This is a genomic window from Pandoraea sp. CB10b_02, assembly GCF_002216225.1.
Lineage (GTDB): Bacteria > Pseudomonadota > Gammaproteobacteria > Burkholderiales > Burkholderiaceae > Pandoraea > Pandoraea nosoerga.
Genome location: NZ_NJGW02000023.1, coordinates 1 through 26,475 on the forward strand (window position 1 = coordinate 1; position 26,475 = coordinate 26,475).

Consider the following 26,475-nt stretch of genomic DNA (forward strand, 5'->3'; position numbering starts at 1 on the left):
CGCGCTTCGCGGCTCAGCGATCTCATGTCGGTTGCTTGCATGAATCCGAGTTGAGGGTGGTGCAGAAAATTTCAAGTGCGCAAGGGCCGGATCAATAAGCTCGCCTGGCCCCGTGCCATGGCCGCGGCGTCAGCCTGGGCGTTCCGCCCGGTGAGCACGACCTCGCCGGCGTGCGACGCCCCGAACATCGTGGCCAGTTGTCGCGCTCTCGCCTGCGTGAGCACGACGAATTCGATGCGACGGTTCGTCGCCGCCGTGGGATCGTCGGCACGCAACGGAGCGTGGTCGGCCATGCCGACGGACATCAGCACGCGCTCGAGCGGGAGCCCGCCGGCGGCCATCGCCGTGCGCGCCGCGAGCGCCCGATCCGACGACAGATGCCAGTTGGTATAGCTGTCGGCCCGGGTCGCGCGATAGCGCACCGCGTCGGTATGACCCACGATCATCAGGGAATTGTCGATGCCGCTAAACAATTGGCCGATGCGTGAGAGCAGCGACGTCGCGGCAGACGACGGCGTCGCGCTGCCGCGCTCGAACAGCCCCCGCTCGTCGGAGTCGGACAGGCGCACGCGCAAACCGTCGGGCGTGATGGACGTACTCACATGATCGGAAAGGTCGGCCGCTTCGCTCAACTGCTGCACGGCGCTGGCGAGGCGCACGAGATCGGCGGGCGACTCGAACTGGCCGCTGGGGAGCCCGGCGAGCGGCGCGCCTCGCGCAGCCTGCAGCGCTTCGGACACCTCGGGGCCGGCCGGCTGCGGCGCTTCGAAGACGCGCCGCTCCAGCACCCACATCACGACGAACAGGCACATGAGCACGAGGCAAAGGTCCGCGAACGCCACCTTCCATGCGCCGCCCGACTCCTCGTGCCCCGCCGCCGGGGCGCGCCGCGCGCTCATCGCTCGCCCTCGGCCTGCCGCACCCAGCCTTCGAGCGCGCCGAAACTGGGCAGTGCGCCGTATTGCAGCATGCGTCGCCCGGCGTCTGCCGAGAGCAGCGGCGACTTGCCGTTCACAAACGCGACGAGCGCCGCACGCACGCACTCATACGCGGTCATCTCCACCGTCACCGCCTGCGACAGACGGTTGGCCAGCGGACTGAGCACCGCGTAGCACGCGAACACGCCGAAGAAGGTGCCGACCATGGCCACGGCGACCTGACGCGTCACCGCGGCCGTCGCCTCGCCCGCGCCAATGTCGTACATGGCGAGCACCAGCCCGAGCACGGCCGCGATGATGCCGAAGCCCGGCATCGAGTCGGCCAGCTTGTTGAGCGCCCTCACCGGCTGCATCATCCGGCGCTCGCGACTCTCGATCTCCATGCCGAGCAGGCTGTCGAGCTCGCCGCGCGCGCCTTTGCTGAGTGCGGACACCCGCAATGCATCGACGGTGAAGTCCACGAGCCTCGCGTTGGCCAGCACATGCCGGCTACGCCCGAAGATGCTGCTGCGCCCGGGATCGTCGAGATGCTCGTCCAGCGCGCGCACCCCGTCGCGCGCCGACGTTTGCAACAGCGTATAGGTGAGCGTGAGCAGTTGCTGCTCGAATGCCTCGCCGTGCCGACGCCGCCTGATGGCGGCCGCCACCACGGCGCGCAGATCGCCCAGCACGCGCGGCGTGTTGCCCATGAGGAACGCGCCCAGCGCCGTACCGACGACCAGCACGAACTCGTTCAGGTGAAAAATGGCGCCGAACTGGCCGCCATTGAGCCAGAACATGCCGAAAACGCTGGCGAGGATGATCGTCGCCCCAAGCATCAGTAAAGTCATTTCCCTTGCCTCGTCCCACGATTGCGTTGCGGCGCGCGCGCATCCTGCGCCGCACCGGGTGCGGTTTCCCGCATGGCCGACCTCATCTTCCCGAGGGCGCTGCGGTGGATCTGGCAGATCCTTGCGCGGGTCAGCCCCAGCGCCTCGCCGATCTCCTCGAGATTGAGGTCGAATTCGTAATAGAGCTGCACCACGCGCTGTTCCCTCTCGCTTAACGCGGCGAGCGAGCGCACCAGGCTTTGCCGCGTGGCGACGAGCTCCTCGGGGCTGCGCCGCTCGACCAGTTGCTCGCTGGCGGCGCCCCCGCCGTCGGCGAGCAACTGATCGAAGCTCGCGAGGCTCTCGGCGTACTCGGCCATCTCCGCCGCTTCGAGCGTGGCCTCGTCCATGCCGGCGTGCGCGCTCAGCTCTTCGCGAGTCGGTGCGCGGCCAAGCGCCCGCGTCAGTTCGCGCGCCGCATCGCGGCGTCGGTGCGACGCCTGGCGCAGCGTGCGCGGACGCCAGTCGAGCCGCCGCAGCTCGTCGAGCACCGCACCGCGGATACGGGTTGCCGCGAAGGCGGCGAAGCGCTCGTCCGGCGGGCCATAGCGACGCACGGCGTCCAGCGCCGCCATGAGCGCGATCTGCGTCATGTCGTCCTGCGACGTGGCGACCGTCGTCTGCGGCGCCAGCGAACGCACGATGCGCGCGATCACGGGCATCAGTTGCAGCACGCGCGCCTGTTCGTCGGCAACCGGTGCGGCGTGGCGGGCTGACCGCGGCGCAGGGGGTGCGGCGCTTGCCGGCCGGGGCTCGCCCGACGTCCCGGAAGGCGGATCCCGATGCGGGGCGGACGGCTCGCCTCGCGCACGGCGCGCATGGGCGAGGGCGCCGTCGGGAAGGTAAGAGAGGTAAGGGGGGCGAGCGAGGCAAGGGGGCACGGTCATAGACGGAACGCCCCCTGCGCTTCACGCTGTCCCTGCCCGGACGCACCGAGCGCCAGCCCCGGTCCTGCGTCGTCCTCCGGCGTCTCGCGTGCGCGCTGCTTCGGCGCGTCGCCAGACGCACCGCCGCCATCGAATGCCGCCATGGCGCTCGCGCTCACCTGCACCTCGCCGGTGTGGCGCTGCGAGAGCATGTCGCGCAGCAGCGCGGCAGTGCCCTGCACGAGGGCGAGCACCTCGGGACGCGAGACCTGTAGCGTCACGCTGAGCTGCATCGCCGACTTGCGCACGACGATGCCAATGTCGCCGAGTTCGGCGGGCGTCAATCGCAGGCGCGCCTCGTGCACGCCGTCGTGCGTCATCGATGCCACTCGCTCGGCCAATGCGCGAGCGAGCGCCGGACGATCGCCCGCGAGCACATGCGCGCCGACTCTCTCTTCCGACGTCACGGCAGCGATCCCGTCGCGAGCGCCCGTGCCCGTGGACCCGCCTTCGGCGAGCGCCACGCGTGCGAGCGCAATGGACGCGCTGTCGGCAGTCTGCGCCGTGTGCGCGCTCGGCTCGCCGGCGTCCCTGAGCGCGGCCCCCTCCGAGAGCGCCAGGAAGGAAGCGCCATGACGGCCCGTGCCCGGCAACAGAAGCGGGAACGGGAGCGGCGTGGTGTGCCCGGCCTCTGCCTTTGCCGTGGGCGTCCGAAGCATGGCGTCCTGCGCTGGCTGCGAGACGTGCAAGCCCTCCATACGCGAGGCCATGTCGCCATCCGAGCGCGCGTGCGCCAGGAAACCCGATACCGGCGTGCCGGACGCGCCGCGCATGCGGTGCAGGTGCGCGGCGAGTAACGTCTCGATCGGCGCAAACGCCCCGGCGTCGCCAGACACACGGCTGTCGTGCGCGAGGACGTCGTCCGGCAGCGAAACATGCCCTCCCGGCGCTGCAGGCGCTACACCGGCGTCGTGAACGGGCAACGCCGAATCGCTCCACTCGACGAGCGCGTCGTCACCCGGCGTGCGCCGGCCGCGCTCCACGTCGCCCAGGGCGTCCGACGTCGCCAGGGCGGGCGGCGCGAACTCGGGCGCGACGGCGGCAGCGACGGCCGTACCCGGTGTCTGCGACGCCGATGTCACGCCGCGCCCCGCAGCGCCCGCTTCGGCGTTGGCGCCCAACGACCGGCGCAGCGTGGCGGCGAAATCGGTCGAAGCGCGCGCCCCCTTCGCGAGGGCGAGACCCTCGCACGACGCGCCGTGTCGCGCGCCCTCACCCGATGCCGTCGTTGAGCCCTCGACCGATCCGGGAGTCGGGCGATGGCGGGCAGACGCGGTCAATGGCACGGCAGGCGTGGATTCAGCGATCATCGTTCATCCTCAGATAGCCGAGCGCGCCGTCTCGCCACGGACCGAGCTCTCCGAGACGGCGCCGGGCGTCGGCGGCCGCGCGGCGCGCGATCGCCTGGGCCTGCGCGTGCGCCACGAGCACGTCGGCCATCGCCTGGGCCAGCGCCTCGCTGCGTGCATCGGGCGCGCTCGCGCGCTGCCACGCTCGCCGCAGCAGCGCGTCGGTGGCCTGGAGCCGCTCCCATTCGCGCGCCGCGGAATACCGCCGCAGGTCGCGCGCGAGCGCCTGGAACGTCGCCACGTCAGCCACGGCGCGTCTCCAGTGACCGCCAGCCGTCCGCCAGCTGCGTGACGACGGCCGTCACCTCGTCGAGCTTCGCAACATCGCTCTCCACACTCGCCTGTGCCACCGCCCGCATGCAGAATTCGTACACCTTGGCGAGCGGCTGCGTCACGCCCGGGCCGTCGGCGGCGTCGACGTGCGAGGCCAGACCGTTGAGCAGATTCAGGCATTTCGTGACGCTGCGCAGGCGCGCTTCATGCCTTGCATGTTCGATGTGCGCCCGCGCGCGCGCGAGCTCGTCGCGCAGGCCATCGAGCAGGATGAGCATCAATTGGAGCGGCGTCGCGCCCGCGATGCGGGCGTCGAGATCCGACGCCAGGTATCGTTGGTAAGTCATGGGTATTCCAGTGTCATCGTGGGGAACTCACGCCTCATCTGTCGGATTTGCGTCCGCTGCCGAAGAGCGCATCGACGAAGCTGCGTGTTTCCTCCATTTGTTGTCGGACCTGTTCGGCGCGAGCGAACTCGCTCGTGTAACGGGCGACGAGCGTGCGAAACCGTGCGCTCAGGCGCTCCTGCTGCTCCGCGAGCCGGCGCGAGACGATCTCGTCGCTGTCCGTGCGGTGTTTGAGCACACCGGTCACCTCGTCCGTCCACTCGCGTATGCGCACGGCAAGGCGCATGCCCGCGCCCTGCCTGTCCAGATCCGCGGCCGTGTCCCGTTTCATGACGTCGGCGCTCTCGCCGAACCACGCGGCGAGCAGTTCCTTGTCCTGCGCGTAGGCGGCCTCGAAACGTTTCTGGTCGAAGCTCACGGAGCCGTCGGCGCTGCGTTTCACGCCGAATGCCGAGGGATCGAACGTCTTGCCGGCGATCGTGACCGGGCGCTCGAAGTGGCGCTCGAGATCGCGCAACAACGCGCGCACCCCTGCGTCCGCATAGAATGGCCCGGCCGGCTTGACGTCGGTGCGCTTCTCGTCGCCTTCGAGCGGCGCCAGCCCCCCTGGCGTGCCCGGGTCCATCAGCTCGCGCAGTTGCTTTCTCAGCGTGTCGTAGGCTTGCACCAGCGCGCGCATGTTCGCCGCCGTGCCGTCCATGTCCGGCGCGATCGACACGCGCGTGGTGTCGTTGGGCGCCTGCGTCTTCTTCAGTGACAGCTTCACGCCGGTGAAAAGCGCGATCTCGTTGCTTGCATACGATTCGCGCCGATTGCCGAGCACCACGACGGCGTCCTGCCCCTGCGCGAGCACGTCGACGCCAGGCAAGGCGCCGTCCTGCGTCGCCGCGGCGCACGCCAGCGTGAACGCGGCGGCAGCCCCGGACTTCGTGGCCGTGAGCAGCAGATGGGGCGTGCTGCTGCCGGGCGCGTGGCGCAGATCGGCGCGCACCGCATCCTTGAGCGCGGGGTGTTCGTTCAGGCGCGTCGCGAGCGCCTTCACATCTTCGGATCGGGTCAGATCCAGCCCGGCAATGTCGAGCGCGACAGTGCGTGGCGGATCGCCGAACGTCAGCGCAGCCCCGGCCAACGCCGAGGCTTCGCGGACCTGTATCTGGTGCACGGTTGCCAGTTGCTCGACGCGCACGTCGAAATCGAGCTGCTGTGCGCCCTTTTCCAGCGTGACGGAGAACGCGTCGTCGCTCGACTGCGTCGCCTTGTGCTGACGCAGATCGGCACGCTCGCCGAGGCGCCGCAGTTGTTTCTCGAAGTTGCCCAGCACTTCCTTGAGCGTGGCGACGCCCTTCTGACGAGCCTCGGTGTCGGTGCGGTCCTTGCCGAGACGGCCGAACTCCGCCTGCATGCGAGTGGAGGCGACGTCCTGGGCCAGCTTCTCGATACGTTCTTTCACTTGCAGCATGGGGCAACTCCTGATGTCGGATGGGCGGGTCGCGCAACGTGCGCGGTTTGCCCAGGCAAAGCGACCATCGTGCAGACTTTGTTAATGCGACCGGCTGGTGCGACCGGCTGGTGCGACCGGCCAATGCGGTCGGCCAATGCGGTCGGACGGTGTGACGCCGTGGCCTCGCGCAAGCGCTGCTCGTGTGGCGGCGCCGCGTCGCCACGCGGCCAGCGCCTGCTCCGAGAGCTCACGCGCCTCGCGACGCCGCAGCGCCTCGCGCGCCGCGGCTTCGTGGCGGGCGACGAGCGCCGCAACGCCTTCGCGGCGCCGCTGCGCCTCGCGCACCGCCTGCGCGGCGGCGGACTGCGAGCGCGCCAGCCGGGCCAGCGGCACCTGCTGCGTTTCGATCATGTCGACCAGCGCGCGCTTGTAATCGGCACGGTTCTGAAAGCTGTGCGCCCGCGCGCGCGTGTCGCCGATCGCCACGGCGCGATACAACTGCGTGAGTTGCGCGACGTTGCGCGAGAGCCGCATCTGTCGCTCGGCAAGCAGGCGGCCCTCGCGCTCGGCGGCCTCGAGTTCGCGCTCTCGCACCGACAGCAGCGCGTACAGCGCTCGCGAAGGTTTCGGCGTCATCGGCACAACGCCTCCAGCCGCTCGCAGAGCACCTCGAACGCGCTGCCGTCCTGCGCACCGTCAGGAGCGTCGCCGTCGCGCTGACGCAGAAACTCGCACATGGCCGGATACCGCGACACGGCCCGGTCGGTTTCGGCATGCGCGCCGGGCACGTAGGCGCCCAACGCGATCAGATCGCGGACCTGCCGGTACGCGTGCCACTGCGCCTTGAATGCATTGGCCGCACCGGAGTGGCGTGCGCCGACCACATGCGTCATGCAGCGGCTCACCGACGCGCCGACGTCGATCGCCGGGTAATGGCCCGCGTCCGCCAGTTCGCGCGAGAGCACGATGTGACCGTCGAGCACCGCACGGGCGGTGTCGACCACGGGGTCCTGCAAGTCGTCGCCTTCGGCGAGCACGGTGTAGATCGCGCTCAGACTGCCTTCGCCGGCGCCATTGCCCGCGCATTCGACCAGCCGGGGCAGGCGCGCGAACACCGACGCCGGATAGCCGCGCGCGGCAGGCGCCTCGCCGAGCAGCAGCGCCACCTCCCGGCACGCCATGGCGTAGCGCGTGAGCGAGTCGACGAGCAACAGCACGTCGTGGCCCGCATCGCGAAAGTGCGCGGCAATGGCGTGGCAGAGCTCGGTGGCCTTCATGCGCTGCGCCGGCGGCGCATCCGCCGGCGCAGCGACGACGATGGCCCTGGCGAGCCCCGTCTCGCCGAGCGTTTGCGTAACGAACTCGCCCACTTCGCGCCCACGCTCGCCGATCAGCCCGACGACGACGATCTGCGCTTCGGTGCGCCGCGTGATCATGCCCAGCAGGACACTTTTGCCCACGCCGCTGCCCGCGAACAATCCGACGCGCTGCCCCTTGCCCAGGCTCAGCAGTGCGTCGATCGCACGCACACCCACCATTAGCGGCTCGGAAACGGCGCGCCTCGTCAACGGCGAAGGCGGCGTGCAGCGCGTGTCGAGCCGCACCTCGCCGCGCAGGGCCCCCTTGCCGTCGAGCGGCTGGCCGAAGGCGTCGATAACGCGCCCGAGCCAAGCGGCACCGATCTCCAGCGACTGCCCGGCCGCGCCGGGCAGCACGCGCGCGCCCGGCGCGATGTCGGCCACGCACGCATAGGCGAGCAGCTGCAACGTGCCGTCGGTGAAGCCGACCACTTCGGCATCGGCCCAACGCCCTGCCGCCGTTTCGATGCGGCATTGCTGGCCGAGCGCGAAGCGCTGTCCCCGCGCTTCGAGCACCACGCCGTTGGCCCGGGTGACGAACGCCATGGGGCTCGCCAGCGCGATCTGGTCACTCATTGCGGCACCTGCATGGCAATCGGTTCAGTGCCGGCAATCGACGCGTCGACCCATTCGCCCAGCCGCCGACGGACGACTTCGCGCACGGCCGACTCGCGGCTTTCGCATCCGGCGTCGTACCAAAGGCCGCCGACGTCGACGCGGCTCTCGCCTCGCGGCAACGACGCATCGGCCACGATCCGCCACGCCGCGCCTGGCGCCTGCGCCCCGACACGCGCGGCGAGCGCTCGCGCGTCTTCCGGGCTCACGTACACGGTAACGTCGCCATCCGCGCCCAGTTGCCCGACCAGATGCCGCACGACGTTTGCGATCTCGGGCGCTGCCGTTTGCAACTCCCGCTGCACGACGGTCTTCACGGCGCGCGAGGTCGCCTCCGTCATCGCGTCCAGCGCGCCCGCGGCCAGACGCGCGCGCACTTCGTCGCAGGCCGCCTGCAGCGCGGCCAGGGGCTGCGCGATGGCGTCGAGCTCTTCGCGCAGGCGCGCCGCGTAGGACGCTCGCAAGCGGGTTTCGGCGGCCTGTTCGCCCTCGGCGAGCCCGGCGTCGAATGCCGCCTGCCAGACAGTTTCACGGGCCTGGGCTTCGCCATGCGCCACGCCTTCGGCGTAGGCCTGCGCGCGCACGGTCGCCATGTCGGGCTGCACCGGCAACCAGCCACGCTGCGCCGCTGCGTCGGCCTTCGTGCCGAAACGGTGCGGCTTCATTCCAGCACCTCGCCGTCGGCCAGACGTAGCGTCATGTTGGCCTCTCGCGCCCGCGTGCGCAGCGTGGCCATGATCTCCGTGCGCGCCGCTTCGACGCGCGCCGCGGACACCGCGCCCAAACGCTGCATAGCCTGCGTGAGCGCATCTTCCTGAAGACGCGACATGCGCTCGCGCACGGCCTGGCGCAATCGCGCGTCCGTGCCCTTGAGCGCCGTGGCCCACGTCTCGGTCGACACGTCTGCCACGGCGAGATCGATGACTTCGGGCGGCTGGTAGGCAAGGATGTCGAAGCCGTACATGCTCGCTTCGACGGTCTCGGCCAACGACGCGTCGTGCGCGCGCAGCGCGTCCATCAACCGCTTCTGCTCGTCGGGCACGTGGCCGATGATCTGCGCGGCGAGCCTGGCTCCCTGCACGTCGGCGCTGTCGGCCGAAAGGCCGGCCAGACACCGGTCGGCAATCACCTCCAGATCGGCCAGCAATTCACGATCGACGCGCGTGAGCTGCGCCATCTCGAGCAGCAACGCCTCCTGCTGCGACGCGGGCAGCGCGCGCAGCAGCCGGCCCGCGAGATCGGCCGGCAGATAGGCCAGCAGCAATGCCTGCATCCGGTGATGCTCGCGCGAGAGCACGTCAGCCAGCCTGGCCACGCTTACCCATTGCAGCCGCGCGAGTTTCGGCCGCACGCGGTCGCCATAGATGCCGTCGAGCACGTTGCTCGCAATACCCTCGCCAAGCGCGGCCGAGAGCGAACGCTCGAGGTACGCGCGCGGCGCCGCGCTGGCGCCGCCGTGCTCGGTGCAGGCGTCCAGAAACTGGTCGACGATGGTCTGCGCGTCCTGCTTCTTCACGCTGCCGGCCCGTGACATGGCGTGCGCCACGCGCAGGAGTTCATCGGGTGCGAGCTGCGCCATCACGGCGGCCGCGGCGGTCTCGCCCATACAGAGCAGCAGGACGGCGGCGCGATCGACGCCATTGATTTGCGTCAGCGCACAAGTGTCAGCGGGATGCAGCATGCGAACCAATCCAGTGTTTGATGATTTGCGCGACGCGCTCGGGCTCGCCGGCCGCCAGCGCGCTCAGGCGTTCGAGCTTGCTGTCGAACGAGGTGTCCGACGCGCGTGGCGAATCGGAGGCGAAGGCCGGCAGCGCCGCCTGTTGCGCGACGAGTTCGGCCTCGCGACGCTCGCGCTCGAGAACCTCGGCCGCGGCGGCCTGGGCGGCCGCCTTGCGCCGCCGCGCCCGCCGCGCGAGCACCGCCCACGCGCTCAGTGCGACCAGGAGCAGCGTTCCAAGCGCGATGGCAACGTATTGCTTTTGCGCATCGGTCAGGAGCAGCGCGCCCGGCACGGCTTCCGACGCCCCGAAAGGCGCCACGGCCGCCGACGGCGCAAACGGCATTGCGCTCACGACCAGCGTGTCCCCACGCTGCGCCTGGATGCCGACGCCGGCGCGCAAGGTGCGCTCCAGCTCCGCGAGCGCCTCGGTCGTCCAGCCGTTGCCGCCCGGCGCGGCCTGCGAGTCGACCACGACGGCGACATGCAGTTGACGCACGCGCGGACGCTGGCGCTTGGTCTGTGTGATCGATCGGTCATACGCGAATTGACGAGTGGAGGACATGGTGCGCGTCGCACCGCTCTCGCCGCCCAGCAGCGGCGCCGCGTCGACCGGTCGGTTGCTCATGGCGCCCGGCACGCCGCCGACGACGGCGTCGTCGTCGCGGGCTTCGCGCAGGGCTTCCTGCGTCACGCGCGGCTCGGCGCCCAGCGCTTCGGTGGTGTTCGAGACGACGTCTTCGTCCAGATCCACGCTGACGCTCGCGCGGTACCTGTCGGCGCCGAGAATGCCCTCGAGCAGCGCGCGCACGTTTCGCAGCGCGTCGTCGCGCGACCGGGTGCGCGCTTGCGCGTCGCCGTGCATGGCCTCGTCGAGATCGAGGTTCGCGCTAAGCGGCGTGCCGTGCTGGTCGACGATGGACACGTCCTGCGCCGCCAGACCGTTCACGCTGCCCGCTACCAGCTTCACGATGGCGCTCACCTGCTGCGGTGTGAGTTTCTGGCCGGGGCGTACCGAAACCAGCACCGACGCGCTCGCCGACGCCTTCGTGTTGGTCACGAACGACGTCTGCGGCGCGAGCGCGATGTGGACGCGCGCGGCGTCCACCGCGTCGATCGACATGATGGTGCGCGACAACTCCCCCTCGAGGCCGCGACGAAAGCGCACGTCCTGCACGAACTGGCGCACGCCCAGGCGCTCGTCGCGGTCGACCAGCTCGAGCCCGGGCGGCAGCTCCGGTGTCACGCCCCTGGCGGCCAGTGCGAGACGCGCACGGCCGAGCCGGTCATGCGGCACGAGGATCGCGCCGGTCTCGGGATGCATGCGAAACGGGATCTGCTCGGCGTCGAGCACGCCGGCGGCCTGCTCGACCGAAATGCGCTGGTGCTGGCCGAAGAGCGGCGCGTAGCCCGTGTCACGGGCGTACCACGCAACGGTCGCCGCCGTGATGGCGCCGGCCGCGAGCACGATCGGCAGCGCACCGCGCAGCTGAGCGCCGACGCCTGGCGTCTGTGCGCGCCACGTCTGCCAGCGCTGTCGTGATCGCGTACCGACCTCGCCCAGAGTGCGCAAGAAGTTGTCGAATCCCATATGTCCGTTCACCTGACCGGAGCGACGCGGAACGAAGTCCCGCGGCCGTCATCCGGCGAATACCTGGCCGACGCGCGACGCGAGAAGCACGGGCGTCGTGTGTCGATTGAAGGAGCACATGTTGACGACGAATTTGCCAACTATCGAAAAACTCCACGCGCTTTGGGCATCGTCCGCATGGAAATGACGGATTTAAGCGAAATCCCATTAACGTGTGCGCAAAACCCATGGCACGCATGACGGATATGACAAAGCCCTCACGCGCAACACGCGTGAGGGCTTCGTTGAGTCATACGAAAACTGCGTCGAGCGCCCGGCCGAAACTCGTGCGGCCCCGGCGGGGCGGGCCGCCCTGCCGCAGCCACTCGGTGTCAAGCGGCGATGGCTTCCGGCTCGCTGGCCTCGTCCTCGACGGAACTGAGCATGAGGTGCTCGAACGCGCCAAGCGCGGCCTTCGCGCCCTCGCCGAGCGCAATCACGATCTGCTTGAACGGCACGGTCGTCACGTCGCCCGCGGCGAACACGCCCGGCACCGACGTCGCCCCCTTGGCATCCACCTCGATTTCGCCGTGGCGCGAGAGCGCGAGCGTGCCCTTGAGCCACTCGGTGTTCGGCACGAGACCGATCTGCACGAACACGCCCTCGAGTGCGAGCGTGTGCGACTCGCCCGACGCGCGATCGACGTACACGAGACCATTCACCTTCTGACCGTCGCCGGTGATCTGGGTCGTCTGTGCGTTCATCAGCACGCGCACGTTCGACAGGCTGCGCAGCTTGCGCTGAAGCACTTCATCCGCACGCAGTTGCGTGCCGTACTCGATCAGCGTGACTTCGTCGACGATACCGGCAAGATCGATCGCGGCTTCCACGCCGGAGTTGCCGCCGCCGACCACGGCCACGCGCTTGCCCTTGAAGAGCGGACCGTCGCAGTGCGGACAGTAGGCCACACCGCGGTTGCGGTACTCGCGCTCGCCGGGCACGCCGATTTCGCGCCACCGCGCGCCGGTGGCCAGTACGAGCGAACGGGCCTTGAGCACCGCGCCGCTGGCAAGATGCACTTCGTGGATCTTGCCGGGCACGAGCGCTTCCGCGCGTTGCGTATCGATCACGTCGACGTCGTAAGTCTTCACGTGCTGCTCGAGCGCCATGGCGAACTTCGGCCCTTCCGTGTGCGTGACGGAGACGAAGTTCTCGATGGCCATCGTGTCGAGCACCTGACCGCCGAAGCGCTCGGCGAGCACGCCCGTCGAGATGCCCTTGCGTGCGGCGTAGATGGCCGCCGCGGCGCCGGCAGGGCCGCCGCCCACGATCAGCATGTCGTAGACGGGCTTGCTCTCGAGCGCCTTCGCCGCGCGCGCGCTCGCCCCGGTGTCGAGCTTCGCGAGCAATTCCTTCACGCTGCTGCGGCCCTGCGTGAACGACTCGCCATTGAGGAACACCGTCGGCACCGCCATCACCTGACGCGCCTCGACCTCGCCCTGGAACAGCGCGCCGTCGATCGTCACCTGCTGGATGCGCGGATTGATGAGCGCCATCACGTTGAGCGCCTGCACGACTTCCGGGCAATTCTGGCACGACAGCGAGATATAGGTCTCGAAGCGCAGGTCGCCATCGAGCGCCCGGATCTGCGCGATGGTGTCGTCATCGAGCTTGATCGGATGGCCACCGACCTGCAGCAACGCCAGCACCAGCGACGTGAACTCGTGCCCCATCGGCAGCCCGGCGAAACGGATGCGGGGGGCCTCGCCCGGCGTGCCGATGGCGAACGACGGACGGCGCTCGTTCGCGTCGTCTCGCGCCACCACGGCGATGTGCGGCGAGAGCGGCGCGATCTCGTCGACGAGCGCCTTCATCTCAAGCGCCTTCGGGCTGTCGTCGAGCCACACGGCGATCTCGATCGGGCGCGTGACTTTCTGGAGGTACGTTTGCAATTGAGCTTTGAGGTTCGCGTCCAACATGGCGTGTATCCGTCTCGATAGGGTGAACAGGGGCCGCCGCGCCGGTCGGGGCGGGCGCAGGCAGGTGTCGTGAATTCGGAAAGGGCGCCGGCGCGACAGGTTCAGGGGGGCCGCGCGCCGGCGGGGACGCCGCTCTGTGACGGGAGCGGCGTTTGCTGCAGTGAAGCGGTAGCGCTTAGATCTTGCCGACCAGGTCGAGCGAGGGGCTCAGCGTTTCAGCGCCCGGCGTCCACTTGGCGGGGCACACTTCGCCCGGATGCGACGCCACGTACTGGGCAGCCTGCACCTTGCGCAGCAGTTCCTTCGCGTCGCGGCCGATGCCGTTGTCGTGGATTTCGCACAGCTTGATCTCGCCCTCCGGGTTGATCACGAACGTGCCGCGCAGCGCCAGGCCCTCTTCCTCGATCAGCACGTCGAAGTTGCGCGAGATGGCGAGCGTCGGGTCGCCGATCATCGGATACTGGATCTTCCGGATCGTGTCCGACGTGTCGTGCCAGGCCTTGTGCGTGAAGTGAGTGTCGGTCGAAACGCTATAGATCTCGACGCCCAGCTTCTTGAACGCTTCATAGTGATCGGCCAGATCGCCGAGCTCGGTCGGGCACACGAAGGTGAAGTCGGCCGGGTAGAACACGACCACCGACCACTTGCCCTTCAGGGTCTCGTCGGTCACGGTCGTGAAATCGCCATTGTGATAGGCGGTGGCTTTGAACGGCTTGATCTGGGTGTTGATGATCGGCATGTCGTTGTCTCTCTGACGGGGTGGAAAGTGTTGACAGTATGCCGAACACTATCGATCAAATAAAATTGATTATAAAAATCTATATCATAACGTCACGCTATCGGCGGCGATGGCCTGACGACCACCGGCGAGGGTCTCGCCTGCCGCGCCCCGGCCGAGACGAGTACACAGGACCGACGCCCGCGCGCGAGGCGGCGCGTCGGTCTGTCAGTCAGCCAGTGGCGATTTTCGGGGGATGGCGCCGGCGCGCGTCAATGCGGCTGAGAGGCCGCCTCGGATCGGCAATCGTCGGCGCGGCACGAGGGCGGCGCCCCGCGCGCGTGCGTGGCAGCCCCGGACGACGTGCCCTGACGTCCGAAGCCGATCTGCTGGAATACGCCACCGCCCAGTTCGACACCGGTGGCGTAGTGATAGGCGGCAACCGTGGAGCCGAGTGCCACCGATAGCAACAACAACGTTCCCGTGCGCCAGCGGCGCCGGAGCGTGGAAGCCATGTCTCCTCCCTGTCAGAGGTCGGCCCGCTCGGACGACGCTTGTCACCGATGCACCGGTAGCAGGCGGCCAGCACATCGCGTGGTCTCGGCGGGGATCGAGTTCCAGTCACTGCTGAGTCTCGTTTTTTCGCGATTCTGCACGCACAACGCGCGGTTTGTCACCCCGACTATCCCTAAGCCCCCCAGATATATCGCAATATGATATGTTTTTCGGTTTTCGGACTCTCGCCGTTCCGTCATGTCGCAGCCGCCTTCTTCACCCCGCCCGGCAGCACCCTCGCAGTCGCATGATGCTGCCGATGCCGCTGATGCCGCCAACGCTCCGCTCACCGCCGCCGCGTTGACCAAGAGCGATTTCGAAGCGCTCTCCGAATTCCGCTACCGCCTGCGCCGCTTCCTGAACTTCAGCGAGGCCGCCGCCCGCGCGGGCGGCATCACGCCGCAGCAATACCTGCTGCTCCTGCACGTGAAGGGTATACCGGGGCGCGAGTGGGCGTCGATCAGTGAATTGGCCGAGCGCCTGCAGGCGGTCCATCACAGCGTGGTGGCACTCGTGGCGCGCTGCGAAAAGGCGGGCCTCGTGACCCGCCGTCAGAACGAGAGCGACCGGCGCGTGGTGGAGGTCCATCTGTCGGCCGCGGGCGAGGCGTGCCTGTCGTCCCTCGCCGCCCAGCATCGCAACGAGTTGAGCACCTTCGCCGACATCTTCCACATTCGCGGCGTTCACCTGTAATCACCACATCGTCATGGCCTCCGTTCCCAACACCACGACTTCCATGAATGCGCACGCCCATGCGCGCGATTTCACGCGCTCGCCGGGGCTGCCGCGGCTGATCGTGCTGGCGTGCGTCATCGGCTTTTGCGGCGTACCCGCCGCCTGGCTGCTGCTGAATCTGATCCAGGGCTTCACCAACCTGTTTTTCTACCAGACGCTGTCGTTCGCCCCGCGCTCGCCGGCCAACCACACGCTCGGCGCGCTGGTCATCGTGCTGCCCGTCATCGGCGGCCTGATCGTGGGCGGCATGGCCCGTTTCGGCAGCGACAAGATTCGCGGTCACGGCATTCCCGAGGCGATCGAGGCGATCCTGTTCGGCAAGAGCAAGATGTCGCCGCGCGTGGCGGTCCTCAAGCCGTTGTCATCGGGCATCGTGATCGGCAGCGGCGGCCCGTTCGGCGCCGAGGGCCCGATCATCATGACGGGCGGCGCGATCGGCTCGCTAATCGCACAGTACTTCCATCTGAGCGCCGCCGAGCGCAAGACGCTGCTCGTCGCCGGCGCCACCGCCGGCATGACGGCCGTATTCGGCACGCCGGTCGCCGCCGTGTTGCTGGCCGTCGAGCTGCTGCTCTTCGAATGGCGGCCTCGCAGCCTGCTGCCGGTCATCGTCGCATGCGCCGTGGCGGGCTTCGCCCGGCCGCTGTTGCTCGAAGCGGGCCCGCTGTTTCCGATGACGACGCCCGCCGCCGAGCCGATCGCCCTCGTCTCGTGCCTGATCGCGGGGCTGTGCGCGGGCGCGCTGTCGGCCGGCATGTCGCGCGCGCTCTACGCCATCGAAGACGCCTTTCACAAGCTGCCGGTGCACTGGATGTGGTGGCCGGCGCTCGGCGGCATCGCCGTCGGCGTCGGCGGCTATCTGCAGCCGCGCGCGCTGGGTGTGGGCTATGACGTCATCGCCGACCTGCTCGCCGGCCACTTCACGCTGCACGCCGCCCTCGCGCTGCTGCTGGTGAAGGCCGTCATCTGGGCCATCGCGCTCGGTTCGTGCACCTCGGGCGGCGTGCTCGCCCCGCTGCTCATGATCGGCGCGGGCCTCGGCACGCTGCTCGCCCCGGTGCTGCCCGGCGGCGACGTTTCGCTGTGGGCGCTCGTGTGCATGGCGGCCACGCTCGCCGGCGTGCTGGGCGCGCCGCTCACGGCCATCGTCTTCGCGCTGGGCCTCACGCATGACGTCAATGCCCTGCTGCCGCTGCTGCTCACTTGCGGCGTGTCATACGGCATCACCATCTGGATCATGCCGCGCTCGATCATGACGGAGAAGATCGCACGGCGCGGGCGCCACATCCATCGCGAGTACGGCGTCGATCCGCTCGAGCGCCTGCACGTGGCCGAATTGATGACGCGCGAGCCGGTGTCGCTCAGCGCCGACATGACGATCGAAGAGGCCGCGCGGCAGGCCTTCGGCGCCACGCAGATCCACCGCGCGTATCCGGTGGTCGATGCCGCACACGGCGTGCTCGGCATGGTCGATCGGCAGGCGCTGCTGCGCGCGCAGGCGCAGGGCATGCGGACGCTGGGCCAGTTGTACGGCGTGAATCCGCCGCTGGTGGCGTTGCCCTCGGAGACCGGGCGCATCGTGTCGGCGCGCTTCGCCGCGCACCAACTCGAGCGCTTGCCGGTGGTGAGCGACGCCACCTCGCGCAGGCTCATCGGCATCATCAGCCGCAGCGATCTGGTCAAGCCTGCCGAGCACTGGCGCTCGGAAGAAGAGGTTCGCGAGCGCATGCTTCATCTTGGACGCCGACGCAAATAATCGCTGCGCCGGCGCGGGTCGTCCTCGCCATTGACGCGCGCCGGGTCGTTGCCTCACCATCGGGGACTTCACCCCTCCCCTGCGCGCACGCTCGCGTGCGCCATTCCCGACGTTGGCGACCATAGCAGCGAGGATGGCAGCGAACATGGCAGCAACGATGGCAGCAACCAAGACGCCCCAGACGCCCAAGACGCCGAAGGCATCGACTCGCGCCGGGCGCATCCGCATCGGCGTGGGCGGCTGGAATTTCGCCCCGTGGCAAGGCACGTTCTATCCGCAGAAGTGGCCGAAGCGCCGCGAGTTGGAATACGCCAGCCAGCACCTCACCTCGATCGAAATCAACAGCACGTTCTACGGCTCGCAAAAGCCGGCCACGTTCCGCCACTGGTTCGAGGAGACGCCCGACGACTTCGTGTTCTCCGTCAAGGCGCCGCGCTACGCCACGCATCGTCGCGTGCTCGGCGAGGCCGGCGAATCGGTGGCGCGCTTTTTCGACAGTGGTGTGCTCGAGCTGGGCAAGAAGCTAGGACCGGTGAACTGGCAATTCGCCCCGACCAAGACCTTCGACGCCGAGGACTTCGAACACTTCCTGAGCCTGCTGCCCACGTCAGCCGGCGCCCAGCCGATCCGCCATGCGCTCGAAGTGCGCCACGAGAGTTTCGCCGTGCCGGCATTCGTCGCGCTGGCGCGCAAATACGGAATGGCCATCGTGCTCGCGGGCGACGCCAGGTTCCCCTGCATCCCCGACGTCACCGCGCCGTTCGTCTACGCCCGGCTCATGGGGACTCAGGCCCGCTACAAGCTCGGCTACGCCCCGAAGGCCGTGGCCGAATGGGTCGAACGGGCGCGAACGTTCGCGAGAGGCGAAATCCCCGGCGATCTCGAGACGGTGGACGGCGCGCCGGCCGATGCCGCGCAGCGCGACGTGTTTTTCTACGTCATCAGCGGCTTCAAGGAACGCAATCCGGCCGCGGCGATGGCGATGATCGAAACGCTGACGAAAGCCGACGGCGAAGGCGCATAGGCGCTCACGCCATGAAAAGCGGCGCGCTCGAACAGGCGCCGCATCGGGTCCGGCGGGCGCCGCGGCCACCGTCTGGCCGCGGCGTCACACGTCAGTGCATGGCGGCGGAGTTGCGGGCGTCGCTGCCCGGCTGGGCCGACGGCTGGCCCGTCGTGCGTTCCCAGACGTTTTTCGCAAGCAGCGCGACGGTGGCGATCACGGCCGGCACGGCGAGCAGCGAGAACGTCGCCGAGAAGCCGAGATGGCGGCGCATCAATTCCGCGCCGAGCAGCGCGCCGGCAATGCCGCCGAAGCGGCCAATGCCGAGCATCCACGCCACGCCCGTGGCGCGCCCTTGCGTCGGGTAGAACATGGCGGCGAGCGAGGGCATCGATGACTGCGCGCCGTTCATCGCCGTGCCCGCCAGGAAGATCAGCGTGACCAGCAAGCCGATATTGCCCATCGCCTGCCCGACCGCATACACGAGCACGGCCGTCAGGGCGTAGCCCAGCGCCACGACCTTCTGCGCGTTGAACTTGTCCATCAGCCAGCCGGAGAGGATCGTGCCGATGCCGCCGCCGAGCGGGAACAGCGCCGTGACCAGCGCGGCCCGCTCGATACTGAAGCCCGCGTCCTTGAACAGGATCGGCATCCAGCTCGTGAGCAGGTAGAAGATCACGAGGCCCATGAAGTAAGTGAGCCACAGCATGATCGAGCCGAAGCCGTATTGCCTCGAGAGCACGACCCCAATGGCGGAGCCGGCACGCCGCGGCACCGCTTCGACCACGGTAAAGACGCTCACGTCCTCGAGCGACTCGCCCGAGATGCGCGAGAGAATCCGACGCACGCGCGCGAGCGGTTTCTGACGCACCACGAGAAACTTCACCGACTCCGGCAGCCACAGCACCAGCAGCACCGACAACACTAGCGGCAACACGCCGCCGAGCACCAGCACGCTATGCCAGCCGAAGTGCGGAATCAGCCACGACGCGACGAACCCGCCCACCGACGCACCGAGCGGGAAGCCGCAGAACATCGTATTGACGATCACCGCGCGGCGCGCCTCGGGCGCGAACTCGGAAATCAGCGTGACGGCGTTCGGCATGGCGGCGCCAAGCCCGAGACCGGTCAGAAAGCGCAGCAGCGTGAGCGTCTGGAGGTCCTGCGCGAGCGCCGTCGCGAGACTGGCCATGCCAAAGAAGACGACCGAGAGCACCAGCATCGTCTTGCGGCCGAGCCGATCGGCCAGCGGGCCCGCGAAGATCGCGCCGCCGGCCAGGCCGAACAGCGCCGCGGACAGCACCGGCCCGAGCGAGCCCTTGTCGATGTGCCACTGCTGCACGAGCGACGGCGCGATGTAGCCGATGGCCGCCGTGTCGAAGCCGTCGATGGCGACGATGAAAAAACACAGGATCAGCACCAGCCACTGATAGCCGGAAAACCGTTGTGCGTTGATATAGGCGGGCACGTCCACCGTGCGCGAATGCGTCATGAGTCTGTCTCCTGGGGGCGCGTCGGCCCCGCATGTCATTCCGTTCTTATGTGAACTCGTGTGAGCTGATATGAACTCCGGCGCCCGCGGCAAGGCCCGTGGGGGGACGGGCGCGGCGCCCCGCGCCGCGCGGCGGCACCGGATTCTGCCGCTACTGTAAGGGTTTCGCCCGTCCGCCGAAATGATCTTTCGTCAAGCCATCCATAACGGCAGGTTATGCCCCCGGCCGCACCGGCGATTATCGCCGGGGGCGCCGGCACGCCCCCTTGCGCATCAGGCGAGCGGCAGCCCGACGTAGTTTTCCGCCAGTGTGAGCGACGCGGCGCGCGAACTCACCACGTATTCCAGTTCGGCACGCTGCATTTGCTGGTCGAACGGCGAGGCGTCGTCGAGGCGGTGCAGCAGGCGCGTCATCCAGTAGGAGAAGTGCTCGGCGCGCCAGACGCGCTTGAGCGCCGCCTCCGAATAGCCGCGCAGTCCGGTCTCGTCGTCGCGATGGAAAAACGCGTCGAGCGCCCGCGCAAGACGCCACACGTCCGCCACGGCCAGGTTCATGCCCTTCGCCCCCGTGGGCGGCACGATGTGCGCCGCGTCGCCCGCGAGGAACAGGCGTCCGTGCTGCATCGGCGTGGCCACGAAGCTGCGCATGGCCACCACGTTCTTCTGGAAAATGCGGCCTTCGGTCAGACGCCAGCCGTCGTGGCTCTCGGTGCGCGTGTGCAATTCATGCCAGATGCGCTCGTCGCTCCATTCCTGCGCGCGCTCGCTCGGATCGCACTGAAAGTACATGCGTTGCACCGTCGGCGAGCGCGTGCTGATGAGCGCGAAGCCGCGCTCATGCGCGGCGTAGATGAGCTCGGCCGACGACGGCGGCGCCTCGACGAGCACGCCGAACCAGCCGAACGGGTACACGCGCTGGTATTCCCTGCGCATCGAATCGGGCATGGCCGCGCGGCAAACGCCGTGAAAGCCGTCGCACCCGGCGATGAAGTCGCACGTGAGGCGGCGCGTCTTGCCGCCCCAGGTGAACTGCACGCTCGGTTGCGCGGTGTCGGCGCCGTGCACCGAGACGTCCGACACGTCGAACAGAATTTCGCCCTGCGCCGCTTCGCGCGCCGCGATCAGATCCTTGATGACCTCGTGCTGCGCGTAGACGGTGATGGCACGGCCGGTGAGTTCGGTGAGCGCGATGCGATGGCGCTCGCCGCCGAACGCCAGTTCGATGCCGTGGTGCACCGCACCTTCGCGACGCATGCGCTCGCCCACGCCCGTCTCGTCGAGAATGTCCATCGTGCCCTGCTCGAGCACGCCGGCGCGGATGGTCGACTCCACCGCTTCGCGCGAGCGCGATTCGAGCACGACGGATTCGATGCCCTGCAGGTGCAGCAGGTGGGAGAGCAGCAGACCGGCGGGGCCTGCGCCGACGATGACGACGGGGTAATGGGTGCGCATGGGTTGTCTCCTGAAAGTGCTACGCCCCTGATCGGCGGACGGTGACCGGCGAACGGCGCCGGGCATCCGCGACGAGGAACCACGGGAGCGACCGAAGCAGCAGGGGGCCGGGGCGGATTGCATTTCTCGGTTGCATTGCGCACGGTGCCCTCACCGACGACTGCGCGTAAACGAGCATGTCGAAAGATCGGCTCACGCCTTGTCACGAGGGGCGGATGCGTCATATCTTATGGAGCGCGCGCGTCGCGTTGAATGGATGAATCGACGACTTTCTTGTACTTTTTCGACAACTTCGCCCAAGGGAAAACCAGTATGTCAGTCGCGTCATCCCGGCTGCGCGCGGCGCGCGAGACGATCCCGGAATTCTCGCTGTACGGCGAGTTGACGGAAACGGACAGCGCCGACTTCGTGCACATTGAATGGATCGAGACGCGCAGCCGTCTCTATGATTGGCATATCGACACGCACCGGCATCTCGGACTGTTTCAGGTGCTCGCCATCTTCGAAGGCACGGTCGAGGCGAACGTCGACGACGCGACGTGGGAAGTCGAAGGCCCCGCCGTGATCACGGTGCATCCATCGGCCGTGCACAACTTTCGGTTCTCGCGCGGCGCCCACGGCTTCGTGCTGACGATGGCGCAGCGCGTGCCGTTCGATGCGGCGCTCGGCGTCGATGCCGACATGGAGTCGCTGCTGAGCAAGCCCTGGCTCTTCACGCTGGGCGACGCCCCGCAAACGCGCGACCGTCTCTACACGCTGCTGGGTCTGATCATGGACGAGTTTTCACGTCCTCAGCTGGGGCACGCGGAAATGGTCGGATGGCTCACGCGCAGCGTACTGCTGCTGCTCGCACGGCTGCACGCTCACCACGACTCGGCAAGCCGTGCGGGCCGCATGGAACTGGAATTGTTCGCCCGCTTTCGCGCACTCGTCGAGACGCACTACACCGAGGCGTGGCCGATTCCCACCTACGCGGAAAGACTGCACGTGACCGAGAGCAAGCTCAATCGGCTGTGCCGGCGCATCGCCGGCAAGTCGGCGTTCGATCTCGTGCAGGACCGGCTCATGCTCGAGGCCCGGCGCAAGCTCATCTACATTCCGGCGCCCGTCTCGCACGTAGCCTATGAGCTCGGTTTCCAGGACCCGGCGTACTTCTGCCGCGTGTTCAAGCGCCACGTCGGCGTCACGCCGTCGGCCTTCCGGCGCACGGCGCAACACGCGCATCTGGGCGACAAAGACTAGGGCGCGCCGCCCAGCAGGAAGGTCAGCAACGCATCGCTCACCGCCGTCGCGCATTCGATATTCGACAGGTGCGCGCCCGGCACGATCACCTGCGTCGCGCCCGGAATGCGCTCCACCATCGCCGTCGACATCGCGGGGGGCGTAGCCAGATCGCCGGCGCCGGTCACGACGAGCGTCGGCGCCTTGATCGAAGCGATCTCGTCGAGCTGGTTCATGTCGCGCACGGCAGCGCACGCCGCGGCGTAGCCCTGCGGCGAGATCGAACGGAACATCGCCTTCATGCGCTCGATGGTCGCCGGTTCGCGCTCGGCATACGCGGGCGTGAACCAGCGCGAGACGACAGCGTCCGCGACCGCGCCCATCCCTTCGGAACTCACGGCGCGAATGCGCGCGTTCCAGCCGTCCTCACCGCCGATGTGCGCCGACGAGCAGATGATGGCGAGGCGTGCGAGGCGCTGCGGCGCGTGAATGCCCAGCCACATGCCCGTCATGCCGCCCATCGACACGCCCGCCAGATTCGCGCGCTCGATCTCGAGCGCATCGAGCAGCGCGAGCACGTCGCGCCCCAACTGGTCGATGGTGTAGGGGCCCGGCGTCGCGGACGAGCCGCCGTGCCCGCGCGTGTCGTAGCGGATCACGCGGAATTCGCGTGCGAGCACGTCCACTTGCGGCGCCCACATGTCGAGCGTCGTACCGAGCGAGTTGGAGAGCACGAGCGCCGGCGCGCATGCGTCGCCGTCGATGGCCACGCGCAGCGCGGCGTCGCCGATGTCGATCAATCGTTCCACGGTCATTGCCCTCGCCCCCTCATCCTTGCGCGCCATCGCGCGCGCGGGTGGTGGAACCCGGATCGGCCGCTTCCATTTCCGCGAACACTTTCTCCGCGTCGTGAATCGCCTGATTCGCGGCGGGCAGACCGCAGTACAGCGCGGCGTGCAGGAACAGCTCCTTCATCTCGTTACGCGTCACGCCGTTGTTGAAGGCCGCGCGAACGTGCATGCGGAACTCGTCGCCCCGATTGAGGGCGATGAGCAGCGAGAGCGTGATCATGCTGCGCATGTGGCGCGTGAGGCCCGGCCGCGTCCAGACATCGCCCCAGGCAAAGCGCGTGATGAAGTTCTGGAAGTCGTCGTTGAATTCGTTGCGACGCGTGAGCGTGCGCTCGACGTGCGCGTCGCCGAGCACGGCGCGGCGCACCTGCATGCCGTTGTCGTAGCGTTCCTGATCGTTCATTGGGATGTCCTGCCGGTTGGGGATTGGGGGGCCATCGCGACGTCGGCGTGCGCCAGTACACGGTCCACGAACGTCTCGGCGGCGCCCAGATAGTGTTGAGGTTCCGTCAGCCGCGCGAGCGCCTCGGCCGACAGCAGCGCGGTGATGGCCTCGTCCTCGCGCAGCACGTCGAGCAGATGGCGCCGCTGCGCGATCGCATCGCGGCAGCGCGCCTCCACACGGCGATGCGCCTCGAGCCGGCCCATCGATTCGGCCAGCGCCATGGTGACCGCCTCAGCCATGATGAGCCCGTGCGTGATGTCGACGTTCGCGCGCATGCGTGCGGTGTCGACGCTCCACTCCTCGACCAGCGCGCATGCAGCGGCCAGCGCACCGCCGCACAGCATGAGCAGTTCGGGCAGCGTCTCCCACTCGGCGTGCCAGGTGCCCAGCCCGCGCTCGTGATCCTGCTGCATCGCGCCGAAGAGCGTGGCGGCGAGTTGCGGTGTACGGGCGGCGGCGGCCAGGATCGACGCGCAGCCGACCGGATTGCGCTTGTGTGGCATGGTCGACGACCCGCCGCGTCCCGGGCCGGAAGCTTCCGCGATCTCGCCGACCTCGGTCTGCGTGAGCAGCGCCGTGTCGCGCGCGAACTTGCCCAGCAAGCCCGTGAGCGAAGCTGCCCAGCTGCCCACGCGCACAATGCGATCGCGCTGGCCATGCCACGGTGTCGCCGCCTCTTGCAAATGCAGGCGACGGGCGAGCGCCGCCGCGACGGCGGGGCCTTGCGTGCCGAGCGACGCGAGCGTGCCCGCCGCACCGCCGAACTGCACGCATAGCGCCTGCTCGCGCACGCCAGCCAGGTCGGCGCGCGCGCGCAGCAGCGCGTCGAGCGTGCCGGCGAGCTTGAGGCCAAACGTGGTGGGCAGCGCGTGCTGCAGCCATGTGCGTCCGATCATCACCGTCGCGCGATGCGCGCGCACCTGCGCGGCGAGGCGATGGATCAGGCGGACGAGATCGGCGCCGAGATCGTCGAGCGCGCCGCGCACCTGCAGGACGAGGCCGGTGTCGATGGCGTCCTGGCTGGTGGCCCCCCAATGGACGAAGCGCGCGGCTTCGGCGTCGCGCGCGCTCACGCGGGCGGTCAGTTGCTTGACGAGGGGAATGGCGAGGTTGCCCGCGCGCGCCGCGTCGTCGCGCAACGCCGGCCAGTCGAGCTCGCTCGCCCGGGCGGCGGCGGCAATGGGCGCCACGGCCGCGGCGGGAATGAGCCCCGCGTCCGCTTCGGCACTGGCGAGCGCCACTTCGAAGTCGAGCATGGCCTGCAGGGTGGCGTCGCGCGAAAAGCGCTTGGCCACGGCAGCGCCGCGCAGCAAGGAGTCAAGCAGTTCCGTCATCCGAAATTCGATGTGGTTGATGCGTTGCAAAAATGCGGATGCGGCCGCAGGCCGCCGGCATCGTGCTGCCGACGGCCCGAAGCCGCGCCAGTTTCAGCCTTGCATGGCCGAACTCAGAGATCGAGGAATACCGTCTCCTCGTCGCCCTGCATGCGGATGTCGAACCGGTACGACACGCGGCCGCCGCTCACCTCGCGGCGCGCCACGAGCGTGTGGCGACGCTCGGCCGGCACCTGCCGGAGCACCGGGTCGAGCGCGTTGGCCACGGCCTCGTCGTCGAAATAGATACGCGTAAACAAGTGATTGAGCAAGCCCCGCATCGTCAGGATCACGTCGATGCGCGGTGCCTCACCCGGGGCGACCGCGCCCGGCTTGATCGTTTCGATGATGAAGCGATTCTCGGGATCGGTGCCCGTGCCGCAGCGGCCCGCCCCGGCAAAGCCGGTGCGCGCGATATCGTCCGCGCTCTGCACATAACGCCCGTGGGCGTCGGCCTGCACGACCTCGATGAGCGCGTCGTTGATCGGGTTGCCCGCGCCGTCGAGCACCTGCCCGATCAGGCGGATCGCTTCGCCCTCGGCGCGCTCGGTCGCCACGACCGGCGTAAAGGCGCTCTTGAAGTCATACAGGTATTGCTCGGGCGACAAGCCGTAGGCGAAGTACGGACCGACCGTTTGCGACGGCGTTTGTTTGTATTCGGACATGGCTCAGGACTCCATCGGCGTTTGATCGGCACCGCGCAGCACGATGTCGAACTCATAACCCAGCGCGTACTCCGGCTCGGTGACATCCATCGAGAAGCGCGCGATCAGACGGTCGCGCGCGTGCGCGGGCGTGGCCTGGAAGATCGGATCGTAGGCGAGCAGCGGATCGCCCGGGAAATACATCTGCGTGACCAGACGGGTCGCGAAGTACTGACCGAACACCGAGAAGTGCAAATGCTGCGGACGCCAGGCGTTGTGGTGGTTCTTCCACGGATAGGCCCCCGGCTTGATCGTCAGGAATTTGTAACGGCCCCGCGCGTCGGTCAGCGCACGGCCGGCACCGAGAAAGTTGGGGTCGAGCGGCGCATCGTGCTGATCGACCTTGTGCACGTAGCGGCCGCATGCGTTCGCCTGCCAGAGCTCGACGAGCGTGTTGGGCACCGGACGGCCACCTTCGTCGAGCACGCGGCCCGTGACGATGATGCGCTCGCCGAGCGGCTCGCCGTTACGCACGGCATTGCGCGTGAGATCGCCATCGAGCTCGCCGATGATGCCGTGGCCGTACACCGGCGCACGCAGGTCGGCCAGGTTCTGCTTGATCGGGACGAGCAGTTGTTTGGGGCCGCGCAGCGCCGTGGACTTGTACCCGCTGTCGATGAGCCTGGGATGCGAATCCCAGTCGCGGGGGCGCAGGACGGTTGTCGTTTTCGACATGGTCTCACTCCATTTTTGTGTTGACGGTCCGGCCAGGCGCCGCGCGCCCGCCAGTTTGTTTTCGACAACTATATCCATAATGAACGGATATATTTATTGACATTTTCTTA

At 68.6% G+C, this 26,475-nt stretch carries 27 protein-coding genes; 5 read left to right on the forward strand and 22 right to left on the reverse strand.

The window, feature by feature from the left end; genetic code table 11:
- Positions 1-71: 71 nt before the first annotated feature.
- The 12 genes from CDN36_RS19065 to fliF all read right to left on the reverse strand — a co-directional run bounded on the left by CDN36_RS19065 (position 72) and on the right by fliF (position 11,427).
- Positions 72-899, reverse strand: coding sequence for an OmpA family protein (locus CDN36_RS19065; protein WP_287497626.1), 828 nt, complete (start codon positions 897-899; stop codon positions 72-74).
- The gene (locus tag CDN36_RS19070) at positions 896-1,768 is read right to left on the reverse strand and encodes a motility-associated protein (RefSeq protein WP_287497627.1); all 873 of its coding nucleotides are present in this window, start codon (positions 1,766-1,768) and stop codon (positions 896-898) included. The genes CDN36_RS19065 and CDN36_RS19070 overlap by 4 nt, the downstream gene beginning before the upstream one ends.
- Positions 1,765-2,481 carry a FliA/WhiG family RNA polymerase sigma factor gene (locus CDN36_RS19075; protein WP_287497628.1) on the reverse strand — a complete coding sequence of 239 codons (717 nt, stop codon included), beginning with the start codon at positions 2,479-2,481 and terminating at the stop codon, positions 1,765-1,767. The genes CDN36_RS19070 and CDN36_RS19075 overlap by 4 nt, the downstream gene beginning before the upstream one ends.
- A gap of 209 nt (positions 2,482-2,690) precedes the next feature.
- Positions 2,691-4,043: a flagellar hook-length control protein FliK gene (locus tag CDN36_RS19080; RefSeq protein ID WP_287497629.1), complete on the reverse strand. Its 1,353-nt coding sequence runs from the start codon at positions 4,041-4,043 to the stop codon at positions 2,691-2,693.
- A complete protein-coding gene (locus CDN36_RS19085) occupies positions 4,033-4,332 on the reverse strand; it encodes a hypothetical protein (RefSeq protein WP_150556478.1) in 300 nt (99 codons plus the stop codon). Before CDN36_RS19085 ends, CDN36_RS19080 begins: the two co-directional genes overlap by 11 nt.
- On the reverse strand, positions 4,325-4,702 hold the full coding sequence (gene fliS, locus CDN36_RS19090; RefSeq protein WP_150556477.1) for a flagellar export chaperone FliS: 378 nt from the start codon (positions 4,700-4,702) through the stop codon (positions 4,325-4,327). The genes CDN36_RS19085 and fliS overlap by 8 nt, the downstream gene beginning before the upstream one ends.
- A gap of 34 nt (positions 4,703-4,736) precedes the next feature.
- Complete coding sequence (fliD, locus tag CDN36_RS19095) at positions 4,737-6,161, reverse strand: flagellar filament capping protein FliD (protein WP_287497630.1); 1,425 nt, start codon at positions 6,159-6,161, stop codon at positions 4,737-4,739.
- Between the two features lie 81 nt (positions 6,162-6,242).
- The gene (locus CDN36_RS19100; protein WP_287497631.1) at positions 6,243-6,779 is read right to left on the reverse strand and encodes a flagellar FliJ family protein; all 537 of its coding nucleotides are present in this window, start codon (positions 6,777-6,779) and stop codon (positions 6,243-6,245) included.
- Positions 6,776-8,077, reverse strand: coding sequence for a FliI/YscN family ATPase (locus CDN36_RS19105; RefSeq protein WP_287497632.1), 1,302 nt, complete (start codon positions 8,075-8,077; stop codon positions 6,776-6,778). The genes CDN36_RS19100 and CDN36_RS19105 overlap by 4 nt, the downstream gene beginning before the upstream one ends.
- Positions 8,074-8,781 (reverse strand): FliH/SctL family protein, encoded by a 708-nt coding sequence (locus tag CDN36_RS19110; RefSeq protein ID WP_287497633.1) that lies wholly within the window; start codon positions 8,779-8,781, stop codon positions 8,074-8,076. Before CDN36_RS19110 ends, CDN36_RS19105 begins: the two co-directional genes overlap by 4 nt.
- A complete protein-coding gene (locus CDN36_RS19115; protein WP_150557260.1) occupies positions 8,778-9,797 on the reverse strand; it encodes a FliG C-terminal domain-containing protein in 1,020 nt (339 codons plus the stop codon). The genes CDN36_RS19110 and CDN36_RS19115 overlap by 4 nt, the downstream gene beginning before the upstream one ends.
- Positions 9,781-11,427 carry a flagellar basal-body MS-ring/collar protein FliF gene (gene fliF, locus CDN36_RS19120; protein ID WP_287497634.1) on the reverse strand — a complete coding sequence of 549 codons (1,647 nt, stop codon included), beginning with the start codon at positions 11,425-11,427 and terminating at the stop codon, positions 9,781-9,783. Before fliF ends, CDN36_RS19115 begins: the two co-directional genes overlap by 17 nt.
- On the opposite strand from fliF, the gene CDN36_RS19125 reads away from it, so the two are divergent.
- Positions 11,428-11,667, forward strand: a complete 240-nt coding sequence (locus tag CDN36_RS19125) for a hypothetical protein (protein WP_150557257.1) — start codon at positions 11,428-11,430, stop codon at positions 11,665-11,667.
- Positions 11,668-11,798: 131 nt separating this feature from the next.
- Here the strand turns inward: CDN36_RS19125 and ahpF are convergent, their stop codons facing one another.
- From ahpF to CDN36_RS19140, 3 genes are all read right to left on the reverse strand, one after another.
- Positions 11,799-13,385, reverse strand: coding sequence for an alkyl hydroperoxide reductase subunit F (ahpF, locus tag CDN36_RS19130; RefSeq protein ID WP_287497635.1), 1,587 nt, complete (start codon positions 13,383-13,385; stop codon positions 11,799-11,801).
- A gap of 175 nt (positions 13,386-13,560) precedes the next feature.
- The gene (ahpC, locus tag CDN36_RS19135; protein WP_150557255.1) at positions 13,561-14,124 is read right to left on the reverse strand and encodes an alkyl hydroperoxide reductase subunit C; all 564 of its coding nucleotides are present in this window, start codon (positions 14,122-14,124) and stop codon (positions 13,561-13,563) included.
- Between the two features lie 251 nt (positions 14,125-14,375).
- Complete coding sequence (locus CDN36_RS19140) at positions 14,376-14,618, reverse strand: hypothetical protein (protein WP_150557254.1); 243 nt, start codon at positions 14,616-14,618, stop codon at positions 14,376-14,378.
- A 238-nt stretch (positions 14,619-14,856) separates the two neighbouring features.
- Here CDN36_RS19140 and CDN36_RS19145 point away from each other — a divergent pair, with 238 nt between their 5' ends.
- From CDN36_RS19145 to CDN36_RS19155, 3 genes are all read left to right on the forward strand, one after another.
- Positions 14,857-15,351, forward strand: coding sequence for a MarR family winged helix-turn-helix transcriptional regulator (locus CDN36_RS19145; RefSeq protein WP_287497636.1), 495 nt, complete (start codon positions 14,857-14,859; stop codon positions 15,349-15,351).
- A 43-nt stretch (positions 15,352-15,394) separates the two neighbouring features.
- Positions 15,395-17,149 carry a chloride channel protein gene (locus tag CDN36_RS19150; protein ID WP_150557273.1) on the forward strand — a complete coding sequence of 585 codons (1,755 nt, stop codon included), beginning with the start codon at positions 15,395-15,397 and terminating at the stop codon, positions 17,147-17,149.
- A gap of 145 nt (positions 17,150-17,294) precedes the next feature.
- Positions 17,295-18,173 carry a DUF72 domain-containing protein gene (locus CDN36_RS19155; protein ID WP_287497637.1) on the forward strand — a complete coding sequence of 293 codons (879 nt, stop codon included), beginning with the start codon at positions 17,295-17,297 and terminating at the stop codon, positions 18,171-18,173.
- 91 nt (positions 18,174-18,264) lie between these two features.
- Here CDN36_RS19155 and CDN36_RS19160 read toward each other — a convergent pair whose 3' ends face one another.
- Positions 18,265-19,644: an MFS transporter gene (locus tag CDN36_RS19160; RefSeq protein ID WP_287497638.1), complete on the reverse strand. Its 1,380-nt coding sequence runs from the start codon at positions 19,642-19,644 to the stop codon at positions 18,265-18,267.
- 273 nt (positions 19,645-19,917) lie between these two features.
- Complete coding sequence (locus CDN36_RS19165) at positions 19,918-21,096, reverse strand: 4-hydroxybenzoate 3-monooxygenase (RefSeq protein WP_287497639.1); 1,179 nt, start codon at positions 21,094-21,096, stop codon at positions 19,918-19,920.
- Between the two features lie 312 nt (positions 21,097-21,408).
- On the opposite strand from CDN36_RS19165, the gene CDN36_RS19170 reads away from it, so the two are divergent.
- Positions 21,409-22,338, forward strand: coding sequence for a helix-turn-helix domain-containing protein (locus CDN36_RS19170; protein ID WP_287497640.1), 930 nt, complete (start codon positions 21,409-21,411; stop codon positions 22,336-22,338).
- On the opposite strand, the gene pcaD is transcribed toward CDN36_RS19170, so the two are convergent.
- From pcaD to pcaH, 5 genes are all read right to left on the reverse strand, one after another.
- The gene (pcaD, locus tag CDN36_RS19175) at positions 22,335-23,132 is read right to left on the reverse strand and encodes a 3-oxoadipate enol-lactonase (protein WP_287497641.1); all 798 of its coding nucleotides are present in this window, start codon (positions 23,130-23,132) and stop codon (positions 22,335-22,337) included. The two genes, CDN36_RS19170 and pcaD, sit on opposite strands and share 4 nt — an antisense overlap.
- Before the next feature lie 13 nt (positions 23,133-23,145).
- A complete protein-coding gene (gene pcaC, locus CDN36_RS19180; RefSeq protein ID WP_150557249.1) occupies positions 23,146-23,571 on the reverse strand; it encodes a 4-carboxymuconolactone decarboxylase in 426 nt (141 codons plus the stop codon).
- Entirely contained in the window at positions 23,568-24,947 is a 1,380-nt protein-coding gene (locus CDN36_RS19185; RefSeq protein WP_287497642.1) for a 3-carboxy-cis,cis-muconate cycloisomerase, read from the reverse strand. The genes pcaC and CDN36_RS19185 overlap by 4 nt, the downstream gene beginning before the upstream one ends.
- A 113-nt stretch (positions 24,948-25,060) precedes the next feature.
- Positions 25,061-25,651: a protocatechuate 3,4-dioxygenase subunit alpha gene (gene pcaG / locus CDN36_RS19190; RefSeq protein ID WP_287497643.1), complete on the reverse strand. Its 591-nt coding sequence runs from the start codon at positions 25,649-25,651 to the stop codon at positions 25,061-25,063.
- A gap of 3 nt (positions 25,652-25,654) precedes the next feature.
- Positions 25,655-26,365, reverse strand: a complete 711-nt coding sequence (gene pcaH, locus CDN36_RS19195; protein ID WP_287497644.1) for a protocatechuate 3,4-dioxygenase subunit beta — start codon at positions 26,363-26,365, stop codon at positions 25,655-25,657.
- Between the last annotated feature and the right edge of the window lie 110 nt (positions 26,366-26,475).